Source organism: uncultured Ruminococcus sp., from assembly GCF_934476685.1.
GTDB lineage: Bacteria > Bacillota > Clostridia > Oscillospirales > Ruminococcaceae > Hominimerdicola.
Map to the genome: position 1 here is coordinate 93,913 of NZ_CAKSNX010000006.1, position 18,993 is coordinate 112,905.

Here is an 18,993-nt window from a genome sequence, read left to right on the forward strand (position 1 = left end):
TAGTGCAATTTTTTTACCAAATATCGTTTAAATTTGCTCCAATCTTTGTACCGCCTTTTTGTGCAGATAACACAGATAACGTTTACATTTAATAGTATTTCCCCATTTAAGAGCTTTTCGAAGCAAAAAAAGCAGACTTGGAAGAAATCCCAAGTCTGCTTAATAATTCGATTAATTTAGTTTTAAAATCAGCTTAATGTTCGCTTACATTGCTGAATGATATACCTACCTGCTTGCCCTCATATGTGGCAGTATATGTAAAGGAAGTGTCTGTCACCTTAACATTGTCGCCGTCTATTTCAAGCTTGCACTTAGGTGTTTTTTCGATATAAACTTCCTTAACATTTCCGGGATAGTTGTTATCGTAAACACGGAGGATATACTTTCTGTGACACTGAGCGTCACGGATAAGACCGATAGCATTTACCGTATGGGTATCATCAATAGTTGTAACAACAGGCACACCAAGGCTGAGGAGCTGTTCAAGCTGTTCAAAGCTTTCATCACCTGTGGTAAGGTTGAACTCATCTCCGCTGTCGTCCCACTGGAGCGCATTAAGTCTGTAAAGCGCAGAAACAAGCTGTGCGTCGCTTTGATTATATCCGCCTGTGATCTTTTTCAGACCGTCTGCAATATCAAGGTTAAGAAGTTCAACATAATTCCAGCTTAAGTTACCGCCCTCGATCTTAGTCTTTGCGATAGCCCAGCCTCTGTTCTGAGCGTCAAAATTATAATCTTTATTAACCCTCAGATTAGTTCCGTCTGAATCATAGTCGAGATACTTTTTAACGTCCGCATACTTGCTTGTAAATATCTCGGTAGTTACCTCAGACAGCGGCTTTCTTTCATTATATGCATTGCCTGCGTCCGTATCGGACAGGTCATAGCCTGCCGCATTTACCTTCTGCTCACTTTCGTCAGCAGGAGAAATATCTCCGAGAGAGGTCTGGAGGTTTCCGAGATACCAGTCACGGGCAAAAACAGCCATACCGAAGTCAACACTTGCGGTGGTGGTGGTTCTGAAATTCTTGAACGCAAAACCGTTTCTTGACGGCTCAAAGCCTGTGTTATAGAGTGAATATCCCGATACCTTATCGTTCGAGTCTGAATAATTTACGATATCGTAATTAAGAGTTGTAACGATCTGCTTGTAAACATCATCAAGAGCAGTAGCGTCAGCGGCAGAATAATACTTTCCGCCTGTTGAATAAGCCATATCCTGCAGCCATACTCTGTCGATATCTCTTCCCAGACCGACTGTGAGGACGATTACGCTTTTTTCCTCAGCGAGCTTTTCAAGCTGCTCTATACCCTCTGGGTTGACTTCATCAGACTCACCGTCAGAGAGCATAACTACGATATTTCTGTACTTATTTCCGCCCTTGCTGTCAAATTCGTTTATACACTTTTTCAGAGCGGTCTGATTATATGTTCCGTCAAATATCTCATCATCGGTTCTTATCTTTTTCAGAACGTCGGAAAGAGCAGTTCTGTCAGATGTAAAATCTGTCATTTTGGTATATGTACCTGTGAACTTGCATATAGCTATCTGATAATCCGCATCAAACTTATCTATAAGGGACTGAGTGAAATCAAGACGCTTGAAGTCAACGTCATTTTCGGAAGATGTCGGACACTGTTCCTTTGGATACATTGAACCTGAATTATCTATAAGGAAGCAAACTCTTGTTGTGGCAGGGTCGTTTACAGTTTTCTCCACACCCACAAGATATGTACCAAGTTCCATTATATCAGCTGAAACTGTTTTCTTTGACTTGTCAGTTTTAGAGTCTATCTTTGTATATTCAAGCGTCTCCGAATTAAATCTGAGTACAGTAAGGTCATCATAGGAATAACCCTGCTTCTTCATCTTGCTTTCGTCCATTTTAAATGTTATCTCAGCAGTTTTGAAGTCATAGTCAGAATAAATGTCATATGCCTTTGAAACGATGCTTGCGTTTGAAGTAATGCCCAGCAGATCGAGTGTTTCGATAGAAGTTCCTGCAACATTGGCATCACCTGTAAGCTTAAGACTGCACTGACCTTCGCTGACAGTTACTTCAAGGATCCTGTCCTTGTCAAGATTTGTTCCGTCTGTACTTGACATTCTCGGATTTGTTCCTGCGATAAGCTCATAGCCGTCAAGAAGTCCATCGCCGTCAGTATCAGGATTTGTCGGATCAGTACCAAGAGCTATCTCATCGCCGTCGATAATTCCGTCGCCGTCGGTATCCTCAGTCTGAAGGCTTGTACCTGCCGCAGTTTCACGGGCATTTGTAACGCCGTCATTATCCCAGTCGCCGTCATCAGAAAATTCAGGGTCCTTATAGGTACTCTGAATATCGAGCTGAGCGATAACGGATTTTGCTTTCTCGATCCTGTTTGTCCTATGGATACGCATTCCGACAACAACGCAAAGTGCGATAATTATTGCCAGCACAGCAAGCAGCACCGCAAGAGTGATCTTTTTACGTTTCATACTCCTGTCGAGGCTTTTTGCAAAAGAGTTATCCAACGAACCATTAAGATTCTTCATAAATCAATTATTCCCCTTTTCTCCTCCATTTGTAATAAATATACATAAATCTGTTATCATTATAAGCTAAGATTTAGTGCATACGCACAATAAGCATACTGATACACAAAAATTATTACACTATTAATATTAACATAGGACGTCCGATTTTTCAAGCAGATACCGAAAAAAACATTCACAAATTCATATAACTATTTTTGTCGATAAGGTAATAAATCAATTAATCTGCGTAATTTTTAAAACATTATTTCCCAAGTTATTAAGCATTCTGCATAAATATTTATTAATTTAACATATTACTTTAAGTATTAGTCAACAACACCAAAGTATGCAAAGCCAGCTGTAACCGTTTACAAAATGTTGTTGTATAAAATGTATATCTGTTGCATAAATTAATTATTATATGAAAAGTATACTATTATAAATGTATATTAAGAAGTGAATGCAGATCACTCCCCTGCCGAACACTAAAAAAGCACAGTAGAAAAATATTTTTTCATCAAAAGATGATTTTTTTGAAAAAAGCTATTGACAAACGCAAACTGATGTGATATAATATACAAGTACTCAGCGAGAGGTACACAAAACTTAATGAAAATCTCGCGGGATGGAGCAGCTCGGTAGCTCGTCGGGCTCATAACCCGAAGGTCGTAGGTTCAAATCCTGCTCCCGCAACCAATTAAAGGACTGCTTTTTACGCAGTCCTTTTTATTTTGCTTATTCACCAACACGATAAAGATAAGACTTTTTCATTAAAATCAATCCTTTCAACTTGACATTTATTAAAATTCGTGCTATACTCGGAGTTGCAAAGCGGAGGTTCTCCGAGTTGTGTTTGTGATATGTAGTCGGTGTTTTTTTGAATGATAGCCGACTACATTTTTTTATGTCTCTTCAAGCAACAATGCTCTTCTTATATAGAAATCATCAAACCATTTTTACAATACTCTTATTGTCAAAAAAATCCGACATAACAAATGCGATTGCAAATGTTATGTCGGATTTTTTGTTATTTATGCTTTATTTTACGTCCATATCCTCGTCCGCCTTGTATTCAAAAAAGTCAAAGTCAGCATAATGTTCGTGCTTTACACGGTCTGCGCAGGTTATTCCTACCATAGTGCCTGTAAATTCACCATATTTGCAGTATTCATCAGAGAATTTTGTGGTATCGAATGGTATGCCTATTTTGTTGAACGACTTGCCGTCATAGCTCCAGCTGAACTGTGAATGACGTCCGTTTATTTCCAGTCTGAAATATATCGGCTTGTCATCAACTGGTATCCTTGTATTGACAAACTCTGTCTTTACACCGTTTTCCAGTGCGATTATTGATATTGCACTCTGTCCCAGTGTTTCGCTGTAATACTTGCGGAGATTTATGTAGTTCATGTTGTCATAGTAGATTATAAGTCCTGCTGAGTGTTGATGTACCTCCGGTTTAAATTCCATTTTTGTGGTGACGGTCGCATACACGCTTGTAAGCTTTCTTGCCAGTATGCTGACCTTGTTGAGGGAAGTTCTTGACTCCTGTCCTCTCAGTCTTACCCAACCTTTTCTTGCCTTGATATCTGCAAAGCTTTGCGGCATTATTCTCGGCGCATAGTAGAAATTGCCAAGCTCTTCGCCGTCGAAATCATCAAAGTCAGGTATCTGCTTTACAGGATATTCCGGCAGCTTGCTCTCCTCGCAGTATTCCTTCGCAATATTGCTGCCGTCAGCCATACGCAGCCAGCCGTCCTCAGTCCATTTCATTTTCTGTATTGCAGTTTCTCTGCCGAGAGTACATCTCAGTTCAGGTGTGAACGGTCTTGAACAAAGATGCACAAGATAAACTTCACCAAGCTGTGTTTCAACATAGCTTCCGTGACCTGCCTTTTGCAGCACAACGTCAGGATTGTAATACTTCGGTTTAAGGTGGTCAGGGTCGTGACGCTCATTTGATACCGCAGGATTCGATGTAACTATCGGATTTTTCGGGTCGCCGACATATGGTCCCCACACATTCTCTGAACGTCCCATTGTTACGCAGTGATTATAACCTGTACCGCCCTCAGCGCACATAATGTAGTAATAACCGTTGCGCTTTGTAAGGTGAGGAGCTTCGATACAGCCTCTGTCAGTGCCGCCTTTCCATATACGCTTTGGATAGCCGACTATCTTCTTTGCCTTCGGATCATATTCGACCATACAGATAGCACCAGGTTTTTCATAGCCCTCACGGGTTTCCCAATCAAGGGAAACTATATACTTTCTGCCGTCATCATCGTGAAGGATAGATGCGTCAAAGCCTGAGGAATGAAGATAAACAGGCTCGCTCCACGGTCCTTCTATATTTTTTGCAGTGATAACAAAGTTGTCAACATCAAAGTAACGTGCGTTCATTGAATTCATAACGCCGTACACAACGTAAAACAGATCTTCCTGCTCGCAGTATGTAAGGCATGGCGCCCATATACCCTTTGCAGAGGGTAGCTTTTTAAGATCGGGGTTAGTATCGTCTGTGAGGACGTGAGTGTAAAGTTCCCAGTTTTTCATATCTTTTGAGTGGTAAACAGGTATACCGGGGAACCACTCAAATGTTGAAACTGCAATATAATAATCGTCACCTTTTCTGCATATGCAGGGGTCGGGGTTAAAGCCCTTGAAAATTGGATTTTTAAGCATTTGTTTTCTCTCCTTCCTTAGCGAGGTCACTTACGATACCGTCATATTCCTTGTCGAGGTGGTAGAACAGCATTACAGCGACCTGTCCGATACAAAGTATTGCAGGTATCCAGATAAATGTTATCTCCGAACCTGTGCCTGCGCCTGCCGCACCTATGACCCAGCCAAGAATAGCTGAACCAAGTCCGTTGCCTACTTTAAATCCAAAGCTTGAAGCTGAATTGATAAGTCCCTCTGTACGGTAGCCAGTTTTCCACTCGCCGTATTCGATAGTGTCAGAAACGATAGCGAACATACATGATGAAATGCCTGCATTGCCTATGCCTTTGAGTACGCAAGCTGTGATGATGCCTGCCATATTTGTTCCAACAAATCCGAACAGTGCAAAACCAACGCCATAGATCACCGCACCGATAATAAGCATATTTCTCTTGCCTATCTTCTTGATGATAAACGCTGTAAAGAACATAACGCCTATCTGAACAAGGTTAGCAACAAGGTTCATTGTGCCTACCATATCTTCATTATGAAGAATGTTCTTTGCATAGTAAACTGCCGCACCGCCGTTAAGAGAATAGTTGATGAAGATAAATACCAGTGTTACTGTTATCATTATCCAGTACTTATTCTTGAAAAGAAGTCCGATACCTTTTACAAAAGGAACTTTCTCATGGCTTGTTTCCTTTGCAGGCTCAACTCTTTCCTTTGTGCCTGTGAATGTTATCATAAATACTATAACAGCAAGAATGCCGAACACTGCAAAAGTCTTTGTCCATGCTGAAAGATTATCGCCGAAGAACTGAACAAGAGGAAGAGTAAGGTTTGTGATGATAAGTGTTCCAGTTGTTGCAAGTATCATTCTGAAAATGCTGAGTACAGAACGCTCATACTGATCCTGAGTGATAAGCGAGTTAAGGGTAGCATACGGAACATTTATTGCAGTGTATACTACTGAGGATACAAGGTTATAGGTTATGAAAATGTAAATGAGTTTTGAAGTGTTTCCCAGTCCAGACGGAACTGAAAACAGCAGTATTCCTGCCAGAGCGAATGGTATAGCCATTCTGAGTATCCATGGACGGCATTTGCCGAAACGTGACTTTGTTCTGTCAACGATAACGCCCATGATAAGGTCTGTTACTCCGTCAAACACTCTTGAAAGAAGCATTATCGTGCCTATTGTCGCAGCACTGACGTGAACGTAATCTGTGTAGTAAAAGAGGAGAAATGAGGACATTGCCGAATAAATGATGTTACAGCCGAGGTCGCCGCAGCCGTAGGAAAAACGTTCCCAGAAACGTATCTTTGTTTTTTCGTTACTCATATCTGAGCACTTCCTTTCGTGTTATCTTGCCTATATTATAACAGTAAAAGTGCCTTTGCAAAAGCTGTTATTCAGACATAAAAATAGTACGATTCCGACTTATATCGAAATCGCACCCTCAGAAGAAACTATTTTTATATTATTGTGGACGTACCTTTTGCGGTGTTCCTTCGGCGAACAGCCCCACTGCTCACGGAAATATTTCATAAAAAGACTGTGATTTGTGCAGCCGTGTTCTTCAAGTATCTCCCCCACCGGCAGGTCGGTATTCACAAGATCAAGGTGAACACAGGCGACACGCACGGAATAGAGATAATCCGTCACAGTGCAGTTCATATATTTTTTGAAAAACCTTGCGAGATAGTCGGGATTGTAACTGAATTCTCTGGCTATATCCGATACTGATATAGTTCTGCTGTGATTTTCGTCGATGTATTTCATTATCTCTTTAAGCCGGCTGAAATACTTGTTGTCACGGTCGAAATCTTTCTGCATTATCTTTTCTGAATGGTAGTGTATAAGCGAAAAAAGCAGCTCGTAAAGCAGGCTGTTGAACCTCAGAAGATACCCCTCAGGTCTTACGTCATAGACAACATACATATCGAGAAATATCTTTTTCAGCCTTTCAAGCCGTGTTTTGCCCACCTCGGTTTCAGGGGTCATATCAACGGCAAATTTTCTCAGCACCATAGAGGGAGCATATTTTTCATAGAATTTCTGCGGTATCTGCAATACCAGCGCTTCATTCTTTTCAGACAGCACAGAATGTATCTCCCTCGGATTTGCAAGAAAAAATTCGCCGTCGCAGGCTGTCTGCTTTACGCCTTTCGGCAGATTCAGCGTGACCTTTCCGCTTATAACATAAACTATTTCAAGGCTGTTGTGCCAATGAGGGGAAACATAGCTGCCCTCGTCCTTAGAAAGATAAAAGCGTACATCTATATCGGGATTGCTTGCTACTATCTCATGTTTTATATTACTGTCTTTCATATGATCCACCATTTTGTTCTGACTATCCGACCGATAGAATTAAAATTTTGTTTGGGATAATTATACCACAAACACCCATGAATTTCAATCACAAAACACGCAGTAATGCAGCAAGCGACAATATAATTTCAATAATAAAAAACTAAGCGGTCAGAGTTCCAAAAGAATGGATCTCTGACCGCTTGTTTGATCCCGCAATAGGGTAAGGTAAAACGATTATAAACAGTGGCTAAAATATTACACAGAATATTTCAATCCCCACATTCGAATAAAGTAAAGCTACTTCTAACTGGCTTAGGTTTTTTCAAATTTTACTTCAGTTTCAATCCCCGTATTCGGGTAAGGTAAAACACGGCAAGTGGATACTTCGAGGAGAAAGGATGACTATTCAATCCCCACATTCGGGTAAGATAAAAATAGAATCTCGCATATATCCTATAAGCATTATACCACATACCCCCAATAATATCAAGACTATTTCTGACATTTTTTATTTTTAATTTTCCACCTCCGCTTTCCTTTTCTCCAATATTGTACATTCCATATAAAAATATCCCACACCGTCAGGTCATATTTGGCTGCTTACTGCGGCTTTATATACTTGACACAAGTGTGAATTTGTGATAATATTTTAGTTAGGCAGTGATAACTGCTATATTTATTTAGTGTAGGTTAGTTTTAGCTAACAAATAGAAAGAAGTTGTAAAATGAAGAAAAGAATTTTATTGACACTTATAATGGCATCACTTGTTGTTGCATCATTCGGCGGCTGCGGAAATTCAGACAGCTCAGAAAGCAGTTCTGAAAAGTCAAGTTCATCAGCAGCAGCTGAAACAACTGCGGCAGAAAAAGATGACGCAGGCGATTTTACATACTTCCTCTTCCGTGACGATACAATGGAAACAACATATCACACAGAGTTCAGATACGGAAGCGACCTTTAAGACTTCAGAAATATCTTGAGGGTGATTATGCATACTGGCTCAGTGCAGGAATTTCAGCAGATCCTGATGCACAGACACTTGAAAATGTTATCTCGCTGTTCTGCCTTGAAAATATGGACTATTCAGCAGAGCGTACAGAGGGCGATCTTTCACAGATAGCTGATTTCGTTGGCACATGGGACGCTGACCTCAGCGGTATGGGTGATGAGTATGCTGATACTGAGCTTTACACTGTTATAGGCGAGGACGGTCACGACGAAACTTATATGGACGGCGAAAAGACAGCTGATTACAGCGCTTATGCTTATGACAACGGCGAAAAGGACGACGGCAAGGGCATATATGTCGCATACAGCAATCTTACAGGTGAAGTAAGCCACGCAGAGTACACTATTGAAAAAAAGACGGAAAGACTGTTCTCACATTCACAAATGATGACGGCGTTATCCGTTATGTAAAAAGAGCATAAAGCTTAACAAAGAAAGTATTATATTTACAGATTTACAGAGGGAAAAAAGATGAGTGAAGTAAGCGAACAAAAAATTACTCCTGTGCTGAATGGAGCGGCTGAAACTATGCTGCAAAGCTTTTACGCAAGAGCAATGTACAGCAAAAATCCTAAGCACAGATTTCATGATGCAAAAGCAGAAGAGATAGTGGCAAAGCTGGATTATGATTTCAGCAAAGCCGAAAATGACGCAGCTATGAGCGGCGGCGTTGTGGCAAGAACTGTTGTTATCGACGAGATCGTCAGCGTTTTTATAGCCGAAAATCCCGATTGCACGGTAGTGAACATAGCCTGCGGACTCGACACCCGTGCGTACAGAATGGATAACGGCAGACTTACATGGTATAATCTTGACCTGCCTGAAACGATAGAAGTCCGTGATTCGGTATATCACGAAAGCGGCAGGATATCGACTATTGCCTGCTCGGCTTTCGATCCGTCATGGGCTGAACAGGTAAAAGTCAGAGGAAAAATGCTGTTTATTATCGAGGGACTTACCATGTATCTGACGGCAGATCAGGTCGGCGCTATGCTCGGAATAATCAGAGATAACTTTGACAATGCTTATGTATGCATGGAATGCCTTTGCCCTGCATTTGTAAAAAAGGAAGGCTTTGAAAAGTCGATACAGGCAACCGGAGCGACCTTCACTTGGGGTGCAAATTCATTTGATGATCTCGGCAGACTCGCCAACGGGTTCAAAAAGGTCAAAGATGATAATATCCTGCGTGGTATGTGGGTACTTAACCCTGCATACAAACTCATAACATGGATACCCATTATGAAAAAGTTTTCAGAAAAGATACTTATATTTGAAAAGAAGTAATATCTTATCTTTACGATTTGATAATTTCTGCGTAATAACATAATAAAAATACAGCCACGCTTTTACAAAAAGGTATGGCTGTATTTTTTGCTTTTATGTATTTCCCGCAGGCTGTATCTGAAGTTCGCTGACTATATTTAATCAGACAACACACCATTGATAGTTGTTTTTATAACATATTCCGGATCTGTTTTGCTGTATATACAGTTATCCTTAACATAATAGCTGTCATTATCCGGCATATCAATAGTTTTCAGCTTGCTGCTGCCCTCGATAGCAGTAAGCGAAATAAGCATTACCGATGATGGGATAGTTATTTTCTCCAGATTAGGACAGAATGAAAATGCGCCCCACCTTATCTGCGTAACGGAATCAGGAACAACAATGCTTACCACAGACTGGCACAAACGAAACGCTTTCTCATCAATGATCTCTACATTATCAGGGATAACCACATTCTCTTCATTGCCTTTATACTTGCGAAGTACATTTCCTTTAATATAAAAATCTTCGTTCATACTATGACCTCCTGACATCTATTTTTTATATTATAACATATAACCGCAGGCGAAATCAACCGTTCACCCTCAAATTTACAAAAAAACACCCCGCATCATATTGACACGGGGTGTAATTATATCTAATTGTATCCAGATATTACTTGTTAGCGATTGCAGCCTGAGCAGCAGCAAGTCTAGCTATTGGAACTCTGAATGGTGAGCAAGATACATAGTCAAGACCGATCTTGTGGCAGAACTCAACTGATGTTGGGTCACCGCCGTGCTCGCCGCAGATACCGATGTGGAGCTTTGGATTAACTGGCTTACCAAGCTTGATAGCCATATCCATGAGCTTGCCTACACCTGTCTGGTCAAGCTTAACGAATGGATCGTTCTCGTAGATCTTTGCATCATAGTAAGCATTGAGGAACTTACCAGCGTCATCTCTTGAGAAACCGAATGTCATCTGTGTAAGGTCATTTGTACCGAAGCAGAAGAAGTCAGCTTCCTTAGCGATCTCGTCAGCTGTAAGAGCAGCTCTTGGGATCTCGATCATTGTACCAACTTCGTACTTGAGGTCAGAACCAGCAGCAGCGATCTCAGCGTCAGCAGTTTCAACAACTACCTTCTTAACGAACTTAAGTTCCTTAACGTCGCCAACCAGTGGGATCATGATCTCAGGTTCAACTGTCCAGTCTGGGTGATTCTTCTTAACGTTGATAGCAGCCTTGATAACAGCCTTTGTCTGCATCTTTGCGATCTCAGGATATGTTACTGCAAGACGGCAGCCACGGTGACCCATCATTGGGTTGAACTCGTGGAGTGAAGCGATGATAGCCTTGATGTCCTCAACAGACTTGCCCTGTGCCTTAGCAAGAGCCTCGATATCAGCCTCTTCTGTTGGTACGAACTCGTGGAGAGGTGGGTCAAGGAATCTGATCGTTACAGGATTTCCTTCAAGTGCCTCATAAAGAGCCTCGAAGTCAGCCTGCTGCATTGGCTCGATCTTAGCAAGAGCAGCTTCTCTCTCTTCAACTGTATCTGAGCAGATCATCTCTCTGAATGCAGCGATTCTCTCAGGATCGAAGAACATATGCTCTGTACGGCAAAGTCCGATACCCTCAGCGCCGAGCTCTCTAGCCTTCTTAGCGTCAGCAGGAGTATCAGCGTTTGTTCTTACCTTAAGTGTTCTGTACTTGTCAGCCCAGCTCATGATTCTGCCGAACTCACCAGCGATAGTAGCGTCTACTGTTGGGATGATGCCATCGTAGATGTTACCTGTTGAACCGTCGATTGAAATGTAGTCACCCTCTGTGAATGTCTTGCCAGCGAGTGTGAACTTCTTGTTAGCCTCGTCCATAACGATATCAGAGCAGCCTGATACGCAGCAAGTACCCATACCACGAGCAACAACGGCAGCGTGTGATGTCATACCGCCTCTAACTGTGAGGATACCCTGTGAAGCCTTCATACCTGTGATGTCCTCAGGTGAAGTTTCAAGTCTTACGAGAACTACCTTTTCACCCTTAGCGTTCCATGCCTCAGCATCGTCAGCTGTGAATACGATCTTACCGCAAGCAGCTCCCGGTGAAGCACCAAGACCCTTTCCGATAGGTGTAGCAGCCTTGATAGCCTTTGCGTCGAACTGTGGGTGGAGAAGTGTATCGAGGTTTCTAGGATCGATCATTGCAACAGCTTCTTCTTCAGTTCTCATGCCCTCGTCAACGAGATCGCAAGCGATCTTAAGAGCAGCCTGAGCTGTTCTCTTACCGTTTCTTGTCTGGAGCATATAGAGCTTCTTGTTCTCAACTGTGAACTCCATATCCTGCATATCTCTGTAATGATTTTCGAGAGTCTTGCAAACTTCCTGGAACTGAGCAAATGCCTCTGGGAACTTCTCTTCCATCTGAGCGATAGGCATTGGTGTACGAACACCGGCAACAACGTCCTCGCCCTGTGCGTTTGTAAGGAACTCACCGAACAGACCCTTAGCGCCTGTTGCAGGGTCTCTTGTGAATGCAACACCTGTTCCGCAGTCGTCACCCATGTTACCGAATGCCATGGACTGAACGTTTACTGCAGTACCCCATGAATAAGGGATATCGTTGTCACGTCTGTATACGTTAGCTCTTGGGTTATCCCATGAACGGAATACTGCCTTGATAGCGCCCATGAGCTGCTCCTTAGGATCAGTTGGGAAGTCAACGCCGATCTTCTCCTTGTACTCAGCCTTGAACTGGCCAGCGAGTTCCTTAAGGTCATCAGCTGTAAGGTCAACGTCCTGTGTAACGCCCTTCTTAGCCTTCATCTGGTCGATAAGCTCTTCAAAGTACTTCTTACCAACTTCCATAACTACGTCAGAATACATCTGGATGAATCTTCTGTAGCAGTCCCAAGCCCATCTTGGATTGTTGGACTTCTTAGCGATAACTTCAACAACCTCTTCGTTAAGACCGAGGTTAAGGATTGTATCCATCATACCAGGCATAGATGCTCTAGCACCTGAACGTACGGAAACGAGGAGCGGATTCTCCTTATCACCGAACTTCTTGCCTGTGATCTCTTCCATCTTACCGATATACTCGTTGATCTCTGCCATGATACCTTCGTTGATCTCACGGCCGTCCTCATAATACTGAGTACAAGCTTCTGTTGTGATCGTAAAGCCCTGAGGTACAGGGAGACCGATATTTGTCATCTCAGCCAGGTTAGCACCCTTACCGCCGAGAAGCTCTCTCATGTTAGCATTGCCTTCAGAGAAAAGATAACAATACTTCTTTGCCATTGGTTTTTCTACCTCCAAATTATTACTATTCCGTAAACCATAAAAACTTTAAAAACCATGATTACGGTTGTATTTATATTATAACAGACTTTGAATAAAATTACCATAGTTTCAGACCATTTTAGTGCATAAAATCTTATACAATTTTTCAGCATACTTTATGTGCATTTTCAACAATTATCAGTTCATATGACAAAATGTGCTTTTTGCAGAACCAATTACAGGATATAATCTGAATGATGAAAAATATATCTTAAATACATTCTGTGTCGGGATTTTGTATAATATAACTGTTTATATTTACGTCTTGATTTATAAAAGAAAAAATGCTATAATAATCAATGTATTTCCGTATACAAAGGCAAAATGTATACAGCAGACAATAAAGTTTCCCGAAGTTTTTCGTTTTCATAGTCTTATACGAACTGTGGAAACGTTCAAGCGCCGAAAGGAGGAAAATGCTTCGTTTTCCCGAAGCATTGACATTAATATGGATTCTCAGAATAATAATCAGCCTCATGAGATAGAACCTATAATTGAGTATGAGGACTGCACAGACTATGTTCCAAGTCAGGAACAGGTGATGTACGAACGTGAGATACAAATGCGTATGCGTGAACGCCGCAAAGCAGCTGAAAGGCGCAGAGTGAACCGCAACAGGACCATTGCGCTCATACTTCTGCTGGCAATAATATTCATCATAGTCAAGAGCTGTTCAGGCGGCAGCGGCAATAAGGACGAGTCATCATCGGCTGCGGACAGTTCTTCCGTTTCTTCCGTATCATCGGACAGTTCAAAAGTTGCTGAAGCAAACATTAACAAAACAGATAGTTCAAAATCTTCCGACAGCAGCACAAGCGGCAATGTCAGCACGACCGGCAAGAAAATAGAACAGATAAACGGCATGACATTCGTTGACGATGTTCTTATCGTGAACAAGACATATTCCCTGCCGTCAGATTATGACCCAGGTACAAGCGCAGCCGCACAGAATGCATTTGATGAAATGGCAGCAGCCGCAATGAATGACGGCATTTACCTTTTCGTCAACTCGGGTTACAGGAGCTATCAGGAGCAGGAAACGCTGTATAACAACTACGCATGGCAAAGAGGTACTGACGAGGCGGACAAGGTTTCATCACGTCCGGGACATTCAGAACATCAGACAGGACTTACCTTTGACGTAAACTCAACGGAATTTTCTTTCGGCGATACGCAGGAGGCAAAGTGGCTTGCCGCACATTGTGCTGAATACGGCTTTATAATCCGCTACCCACAGGGAAAAGAAGATATTACAGGCTATTCCTATGAGCCGTGGCATATACGCTATCTTGGAGTTGAAAAGGCAAAAGAAGTAGCAGACAGCGGACTTTGCCTTGAAGAATATCTCGGCGTGACTTCGGATTACAAGTACGCAGAGGATATGAATGAGAACACAAGCACTGCCAGCAGCGCAGTAAGTTCTGCGGCCGACAATACTGATACTAACTATTACGCAGATTATAATACAGATTACAACACCGACTACAACACAGATTATAACAATTATAATACTGACTATACCGATTATACTCAGTATTAAGCTAATGAGTGTAGTAAAATATACCGCTGAAAACAGCAAACTTTGTTCGGGGTTAAATGGCTAACAATGATCGTTACTACGATGGATTTTGGCAAGGTAAGAATGTAACAAATGTGAGTTCAATATAAGTTTGCAATCACAGGTAATTTGAAACGGCATAAATTTTAACAAAGTTGTAGTGTCAAAACAGGCGACCGCAGGTCGCCCCTACCGAAACATCGAACCTTGAAAAACCGACATAAAACCTCATCAAAGTATATTTAAGTAAAAGCCACATCTCCGTTTCTTCCGAGCACAAAAGTAAAAGACCGCACAGCAGACAGCGAGTTTACGAGCGCCACGAATAGAGCCGTCCGCCCGAGGACACTATTGACAAAGTAGGGGGATAGTGGTATACTTTATTACATAAAAGCTTAAAAGCGTAAAAGTATCGACACTTTTGTGAAAGGACTTGATATATATGAAAATAGGTATAGTCGGACTTGGACTTATCGGCGGCTCACTTGCTAAATCAATAAAGAAAAATACTTCCAACAGCTGTTATGGGCTCGATATCAATAAAGGCTCTGTCGCAGGCGCTATCGCTCAGGAGGCTATCGACGGAGAATTTACCGCCGACCACCTCGACAGCTTTGACGTAGTTATCGTCAGCCTCCACCCACAGCAGACAATAGACTTCATCATAGAAAATAAAGACCGTTTCAAAAAAGGCGGAATCGTTATGGATACCTGCGGCGTGAAAGGCGCAATAGTTGATGCCGTTGAAAAACCGCTGGCAGATTCGGGAGTTAATTTTATCGGCTGTCACCCTATGGCAGGCCGTGAGTTCTCAGGCTTTGCTTATTCAGTGGATAACCTTTTTGAAAACGCAAGCTTTATTATGACACCTACCGATAATACACCTATGCGTGTTGTAAAGGAAATATCAAGCCTTGCTTATGATATAGGTTTTGCAAGAGTGGTCGTTTCAAATACAGAGGAGCATGACCACGTTATTGCTTTCACCTCACAGCTTGCACACGTCGTTTCAAGCTCGTATGTAAAAAGTCCCAGCCTGTTAAAACAGTCGGGATTTTCCGCAGGTTCTTTTAAGGATCTCACAAGAGTGGCTAAGCTTAACGAGGATATGTGGACATCACTTTTCCTTATGAACAAAGAACCTCTGGTGGAAGAGATAGACTGCATAATTGCACGTCTGAAAGAATACAGAGATGCAATCGCAAACAATAATGCAGAAGTTCTCCACGACCTTCTCCGTGACGGACGTGAACTTAAAGAACTTTCGCTTAATCAGAGCAAATAAAATTCAAGTGCGTTAAAACAGATTTTGTTTTAACGCACTTTTTATGTGACATATTATATTTTTATTTGACACATTACATTTGACGTGAAAAAGCGGGCGACCAAAGGTCGCCCCTACGCAAATTATTAAAGTTAATATAAAACCTTATCAAAGTGGGTTTCAGTATAAATCATATATCCGTTTCTTCCGAGCACGAAATGATAAGCCCCGACAGCAGACAGCGAGTTTACCGAGCGTCCCGAACCGAGCCGTCCGCCCGAGGACTAAAGTCCGTTTGGGTTGTTTTTGATGAAGTTCCAGCTGCTTGCAGTCATTTCATCAAGAGAAAGCTTTGCCTCCCAACCGAATACCCTCTTCGCCTTGTCAGGATTTGCATAGCAAGTCGCAATGTCGCCTGCACGTCTTGGAAGTACCTTGTACGGAAGCTCACGTCCGCAAGCCTTCTCAAAACTGTGAAGTACATCAAATACCGACGAACCCTTTCCTGTTCCGAGGTTTACTGCGTCACAACCCTTGTTTTCAAGTACATATTTTACTGCGCAAAGATGTCCCTTTGCGAGATCTACAACGTGTATGTAATCTCTTACTCCCGTTCCGTCGGGGGTGTCGTAGTCATCTCCGAATACACCTAATCTTTCAAGCTTTCCTACTGCTACCTGACAAATGTACGGAAGAAGATTGTTCGGTATTCCGTTAGGATCTTCGCCGATAAGTCCGCTTGAATGCGCTCCGATAGGATTGAAGTATCTCAGCAGAGAAACGCTCCATTCATCGTCAGCAACACATACATCTCTCAAGATCTGCTCGATCATTACCTTTGTGTATCCGTATGGATTTGTGGCAGATGTCGGCATATCTTCTGTGTACGGCGCTTTGTTTACAGGGCCGTATACCGTTGCGGAAGATGAAAATACTATCTTCTTGCAGCCGTACTTTCTCATTGCTCTTATAAGATTGAGCGTACCTGTAATATTGTTGTGATAGTATTCAACAGGCTTTGCAACAGACTCGCCTACCGCCTTGAGTCCTGCAAAATGAATTACTGCGTCTATCTTGTTTTCTTCAAAGATCTTCTCCATTCCTTCAAGATCAAGCATATCTGTTTCGTAAAATGCAAAATCCTTTCCTGTGATCTTCTTTATTCTGTTAAGCGCCTCAGGCTTTGAGTTTGAAAAGTTGTCCATTATTACTACTTCGTAGCCTGCCTCCAGCAGTTCTACGCAGGTGTGGCTGCCGATAAATCCCGCTCCGCCTGTTACAAGTATCATTGCCATAAAATTTACTCCCTTCAGTTTTCGTCTTATGTATTGTCAGCAAAGTATTTTTACCCCTGTTTACTTTGCTGATTTTATTATACCATATCTGAAAAATTTTGCAAGAGTAAAATCGTTTCATTTACATGGATTTTTGTTGCAGAAGATAACTTTATATGCTATAATGTCATTGTAAGTATTGAAAGTACGGGAGGAAAACAAAAATGTCGGACAAACATTCCTTTATAAGCGCACAGTCCGAAAACGCTCCCCTTTTCGTCTATAACGTCGGATATGAAAAATGTGCGCCGCTCCATAAGTGGGGACTAGGTGTGCGTGACCACTACCTTATCCACCATATCGTCAGCGGAAAAGGCATATATTTTGCCAACGGAAAAGAGTACGAACTGTGCGCAGGCAACACATTTATCATCTACCCACGCACGGAGATCTACTATGCCGCCGATAAGGACGATCCATGGGCATACTACTGGGCAGGATTCAGCGGCAGTGAGGCGGAAAGTCTGCTGGAGCGGACTGATTTTTCGAGAGATTATCCCGTTATCTCCGCCGACTTCGGGGACGAGCTGAAAAACTCCATTGAGAGTATATATAATTTCAGAGGTCATTCTACTGCGGATTCTGTTAGAATGACTGGTCAACTTTATATCACCCTCGGTCTGCTCATAGATAAAGCCGTTGACCGCCGACCGCATAACAGCAAGGCTGCCTTCTGCGTGAAAAAAGCGGTAAGATATATGAAATTCAACTATGCAATGGATATCGGCATAGAGCAGGCGGCAGAGTATGCACAGGTCAGCAGAGCAACACTTTACCGTGCGTTTATGGAAACCAAAGGCATCTCCCCTATCGCATACCTTACTGAAATAAGGATAAACAATGCGGTGCGCCTCCTGGAAAGCACCTCTCTCTCCATTTCCGCAGTGGCACGTTCGGCAGGATTTGAAGACCCTCTCTACTTTTCAAGAGTGTTCAAAAAGCATAAAGGCACATCGCCTGTCGAATATAAAAACACTTTTGAAAAGCAGGTCAAAAACAAGGAAAATATATCCGAAAAATAATCTTATCTAAATCATAAGAATTTCTTAAATAATCTCTTATCTGTTGAATATTTTATCTTGTAGTGCTATAATCTTCTTAGAAAAGAAAGGATGATATAAAATGATGCTTTTAAGAACGCTCTGTGCGGTGACTACCGCTCTGACAGCCGCTTTCACCATACTTACAGCCACAGGCTGTTCTTCAGCTGATACAAGCAGCGTTGTGTCACAGTCGGAAAGCTCCGCCGAGCAGAAAACTGACATTACTGCCGAAAGCGTACTTTCCCATATAGATAACGAACTGCTGGACGGCAAGGCTTACTGGGGCGACGATACTTTTGAAAGCAACTGCAAAAAGCTGTACGGCGTTGACACAGATCAGCTTACGGACGGCGGCATAATCTACGCTTCCGACGGCGGCAGTGCAGACGAGGTTTCGATGATAAAGACCTCAGACAGCGAACTCGGAAAAAAGCTGCTGACAGAAAGGCTAAAATCAAGACGCACAACGTTTGAAACATACAAGCCGGAAGAAATGACAAAGCTTGACGAGGCTGATATATTTGAAGCAGGCGGTTACTGGGTGCTTGTTATATCCGATGACGAGGACAGCATATCAAAGCTTATTAAATCAGCCGCAGAATAAAAGACAACAGATAAAAATAAAAGATAAAAACAAAAGATAAAAACAAAAGAACAACGGATAAGGAGATA

General features: G+C 42.1%; 14 protein-coding genes and 1 tRNA gene. 8 read left to right on the forward strand and 7 right to left on the reverse strand.

Features of this window, described 5'->3' with window-relative positions; all coding sequences use genetic code 11:
* Positions 1 to 193: 193 nt before the first annotated feature.
* Complete coding sequence (locus Q0E19_RS07835; protein ID WP_294408646.1) at positions 194 to 2,536, reverse strand: VWA domain-containing protein; 2,343 nt, start codon at positions 2,534 to 2,536, stop codon at positions 194 to 196.
* Between the two features lie 601 nt (positions 2,537 to 3,137).
* Here Q0E19_RS07835 and Q0E19_RS07840 point away from each other — a divergent pair.
* Positions 3,138 to 3,214, forward strand: a tRNA-Met gene (locus tag Q0E19_RS07840).
* A gap of 342 nt (positions 3,215 to 3,556) precedes the next feature.
* On the opposite strand, the gene Q0E19_RS07845 is transcribed toward Q0E19_RS07840, so the two are convergent.
* From Q0E19_RS07845 to Q0E19_RS07855, 3 genes are all read right to left on the reverse strand, one after another.
* The gene (locus tag Q0E19_RS07845) at positions 3,557 to 5,203 is read right to left on the reverse strand and encodes a glycoside hydrolase family 43 protein (protein WP_294408647.1); all 1,647 of its coding nucleotides are present in this window, start codon (positions 5,201 to 5,203) and stop codon (positions 3,557 to 3,559) included.
* Complete coding sequence (locus Q0E19_RS07850; protein ID WP_294408648.1) at positions 5,196 to 6,527, reverse strand: MFS transporter; 1,332 nt, start codon at positions 6,525 to 6,527, stop codon at positions 5,196 to 5,198. Before Q0E19_RS07850 ends, Q0E19_RS07845 begins: the two co-directional genes overlap by 8 nt.
* 99 nt (positions 6,528 to 6,626) lie before the next feature.
* A complete protein-coding gene (locus Q0E19_RS07855; RefSeq protein WP_294408650.1) occupies positions 6,627 to 7,517 on the reverse strand; it encodes a helix-turn-helix domain-containing protein in 891 nt (296 codons plus the stop codon).
* A gap of 707 nt (positions 7,518 to 8,224) precedes the next feature.
* Here Q0E19_RS07855 and Q0E19_RS07860 point away from each other — a divergent pair.
* The 3 genes from Q0E19_RS07860 to Q0E19_RS07870 all read left to right on the forward strand — a co-directional run bounded on the left by Q0E19_RS07860 (position 8,225) and on the right by Q0E19_RS07870 (position 9,795).
* On the forward strand, positions 8,225 to 8,461 hold the full coding sequence (locus Q0E19_RS07860) for a hypothetical protein (protein ID WP_294408651.1): 237 nt from the start codon (positions 8,225 to 8,227) through the stop codon (positions 8,459 to 8,461).
* Positions 8,462 to 8,574: 113 nt separating this feature from the next.
* Positions 8,575 to 8,919: a hypothetical protein gene (locus Q0E19_RS07865; protein WP_294408653.1), complete on the forward strand. Its 345-nt coding sequence runs from the start codon at positions 8,575 to 8,577 to the stop codon at positions 8,917 to 8,919.
* Between the two features lie 60 nt (positions 8,920 to 8,979).
* A complete protein-coding gene (locus Q0E19_RS07870; protein ID WP_294408654.1) occupies positions 8,980 to 9,795 on the forward strand; it encodes a class I SAM-dependent methyltransferase in 816 nt (271 codons plus the stop codon).
* A gap of 137 nt (positions 9,796 to 9,932) precedes the next feature.
* Here Q0E19_RS07870 and Q0E19_RS07875 read toward each other — a convergent pair whose 3' ends face one another.
* Together Q0E19_RS07875 and ppdK are read right to left on the reverse strand one after the other, a co-directional pair.
* A complete protein-coding gene (locus Q0E19_RS07875) occupies positions 9,933 to 10,313 on the reverse strand; it encodes a leucine-rich repeat domain-containing protein (protein ID WP_294408655.1) in 381 nt (126 codons plus the stop codon).
* Positions 10,314 to 10,452: 139 nt separating this feature from the next.
* A complete protein-coding gene (ppdK, locus tag Q0E19_RS07880; RefSeq protein ID WP_294408656.1) occupies positions 10,453 to 13,080 on the reverse strand; it encodes a pyruvate, phosphate dikinase in 2,628 nt (875 codons plus the stop codon).
* 490 nt (positions 13,081 to 13,570) lie between these two features.
* On the opposite strand from ppdK, the gene Q0E19_RS07885 reads away from it, so the two are divergent.
* A complete protein-coding gene (locus Q0E19_RS07885) occupies positions 13,571 to 14,662 on the forward strand; it encodes a M15 family metallopeptidase (protein ID WP_294408658.1) in 1,092 nt (363 codons plus the stop codon).
* A 460-nt stretch (positions 14,663 to 15,122) separates the two neighbouring features.
* Positions 15,123 to 15,965: a prephenate dehydrogenase gene (locus Q0E19_RS07890; RefSeq protein WP_294408659.1), complete on the forward strand. Its 843-nt coding sequence runs from the start codon at positions 15,123 to 15,125 to the stop codon at positions 15,963 to 15,965.
* Positions 15,966 to 16,228: 263 nt separating this feature from the next.
* On the opposite strand, the gene galE is transcribed toward Q0E19_RS07890, so the two are convergent.
* On the reverse strand, positions 16,229 to 17,239 hold the full coding sequence (gene galE / locus Q0E19_RS07895; RefSeq protein WP_294408661.1) for a UDP-glucose 4-epimerase GalE: 1,011 nt from the start codon (positions 17,237 to 17,239) through the stop codon (positions 16,229 to 16,231).
* Positions 17,240 to 17,442: 203 nt separating this feature from the next.
* Between galE and Q0E19_RS07900 the strand changes: the two genes are divergently transcribed.
* Both Q0E19_RS07900 and Q0E19_RS07905 read left to right on the forward strand, forming a co-directional pair.
* Positions 17,443 to 18,300, forward strand: coding sequence for an AraC family transcriptional regulator (locus Q0E19_RS07900; RefSeq protein ID WP_294408662.1), 858 nt, complete (start codon positions 17,443 to 17,445; stop codon positions 18,298 to 18,300).
* Positions 18,301 to 18,400: 100 nt separating this feature from the next.
* Positions 18,401 to 18,925: a DUF4358 domain-containing protein gene (locus Q0E19_RS07905; RefSeq protein WP_294408664.1), complete on the forward strand. Its 525-nt coding sequence runs from the start codon at positions 18,401 to 18,403 to the stop codon at positions 18,923 to 18,925.
* Positions 18,926 to 18,993 lie beyond the last annotated feature (68 nt).

Excerpts from the sequence above, each read along its gene's own strand:
- ppdK (WP_294408656.1), bottom strand. The coding sequence starts at position 13,080 with ATGGCAAAGAAGTATTGTTATCTTTTCTCTGAAGGCAATGCTAACATG.
- Q0E19_RS07885 (WP_294408658.1), top strand. The coding sequence starts at position 13,571 with ATGGATTCTCAGAATAATAATCAGCCTCATGAGATAGAACCTATAATT.
- Q0E19_RS07845 (WP_294408647.1), bottom strand. The coding sequence starts at position 5,203 with ATGCTTAAAAATCCAATTTTCAAGGGCTTTAACCCCGACCCCTGCATA.
- Q0E19_RS07875 (WP_294408655.1), bottom strand. The coding sequence starts at position 10,313 with ATGAACGAAGATTTTTATATTAAAGGAAATGTACTTCGCAAGTATAAA.
- galE (WP_294408661.1), bottom strand. The coding sequence starts at position 17,239 with ATGGCAATGATACTTGTAACAGGCGGAGCGGGATTTATCGGCAGCCAC.
- Q0E19_RS07860 (WP_294408651.1), top strand. The coding sequence starts at position 8,225 with ATGAAGAAAAGAATTTTATTGACACTTATAATGGCATCACTTGTTGTT.
- Q0E19_RS07870 (WP_294408654.1), top strand. The coding sequence starts at position 8,980 with ATGAGTGAAGTAAGCGAACAAAAAATTACTCCTGTGCTGAATGGAGCG.
- Q0E19_RS07905 (WP_294408664.1), top strand. The coding sequence starts at position 18,401 with ATGATGCTTTTAAGAACGCTCTGTGCGGTGACTACCGCTCTGACAGCC.
- Q0E19_RS07850 (WP_294408648.1), bottom strand. The coding sequence starts at position 6,527 with ATGAGTAACGAAAAAACAAAGATACGTTTCTGGGAACGTTTTTCCTAC.
- Q0E19_RS07890 (WP_294408659.1), top strand. The coding sequence starts at position 15,123 with ATGAAAATAGGTATAGTCGGACTTGGACTTATCGGCGGCTCACTTGCT.
- Q0E19_RS07900 (WP_294408662.1), top strand. The coding sequence starts at position 17,443 with ATGTCGGACAAACATTCCTTTATAAGCGCACAGTCCGAAAACGCTCCC.
- Q0E19_RS07835 (WP_294408646.1), bottom strand. The coding sequence starts at position 2,536 with ATGAAGAATCTTAATGGTTCGTTGGATAACTCTTTTGCAAAAAGCCTC.
- Q0E19_RS07855 (WP_294408650.1), bottom strand. The coding sequence starts at position 7,517 with ATGAAAGACAGTAATATAAAACATGAGATAGTAGCAAGCAATCCCGAT.
- Q0E19_RS07865 (WP_294408653.1), top strand. The coding sequence starts at position 8,575 with ATGGACTATTCAGCAGAGCGTACAGAGGGCGATCTTTCACAGATAGCT.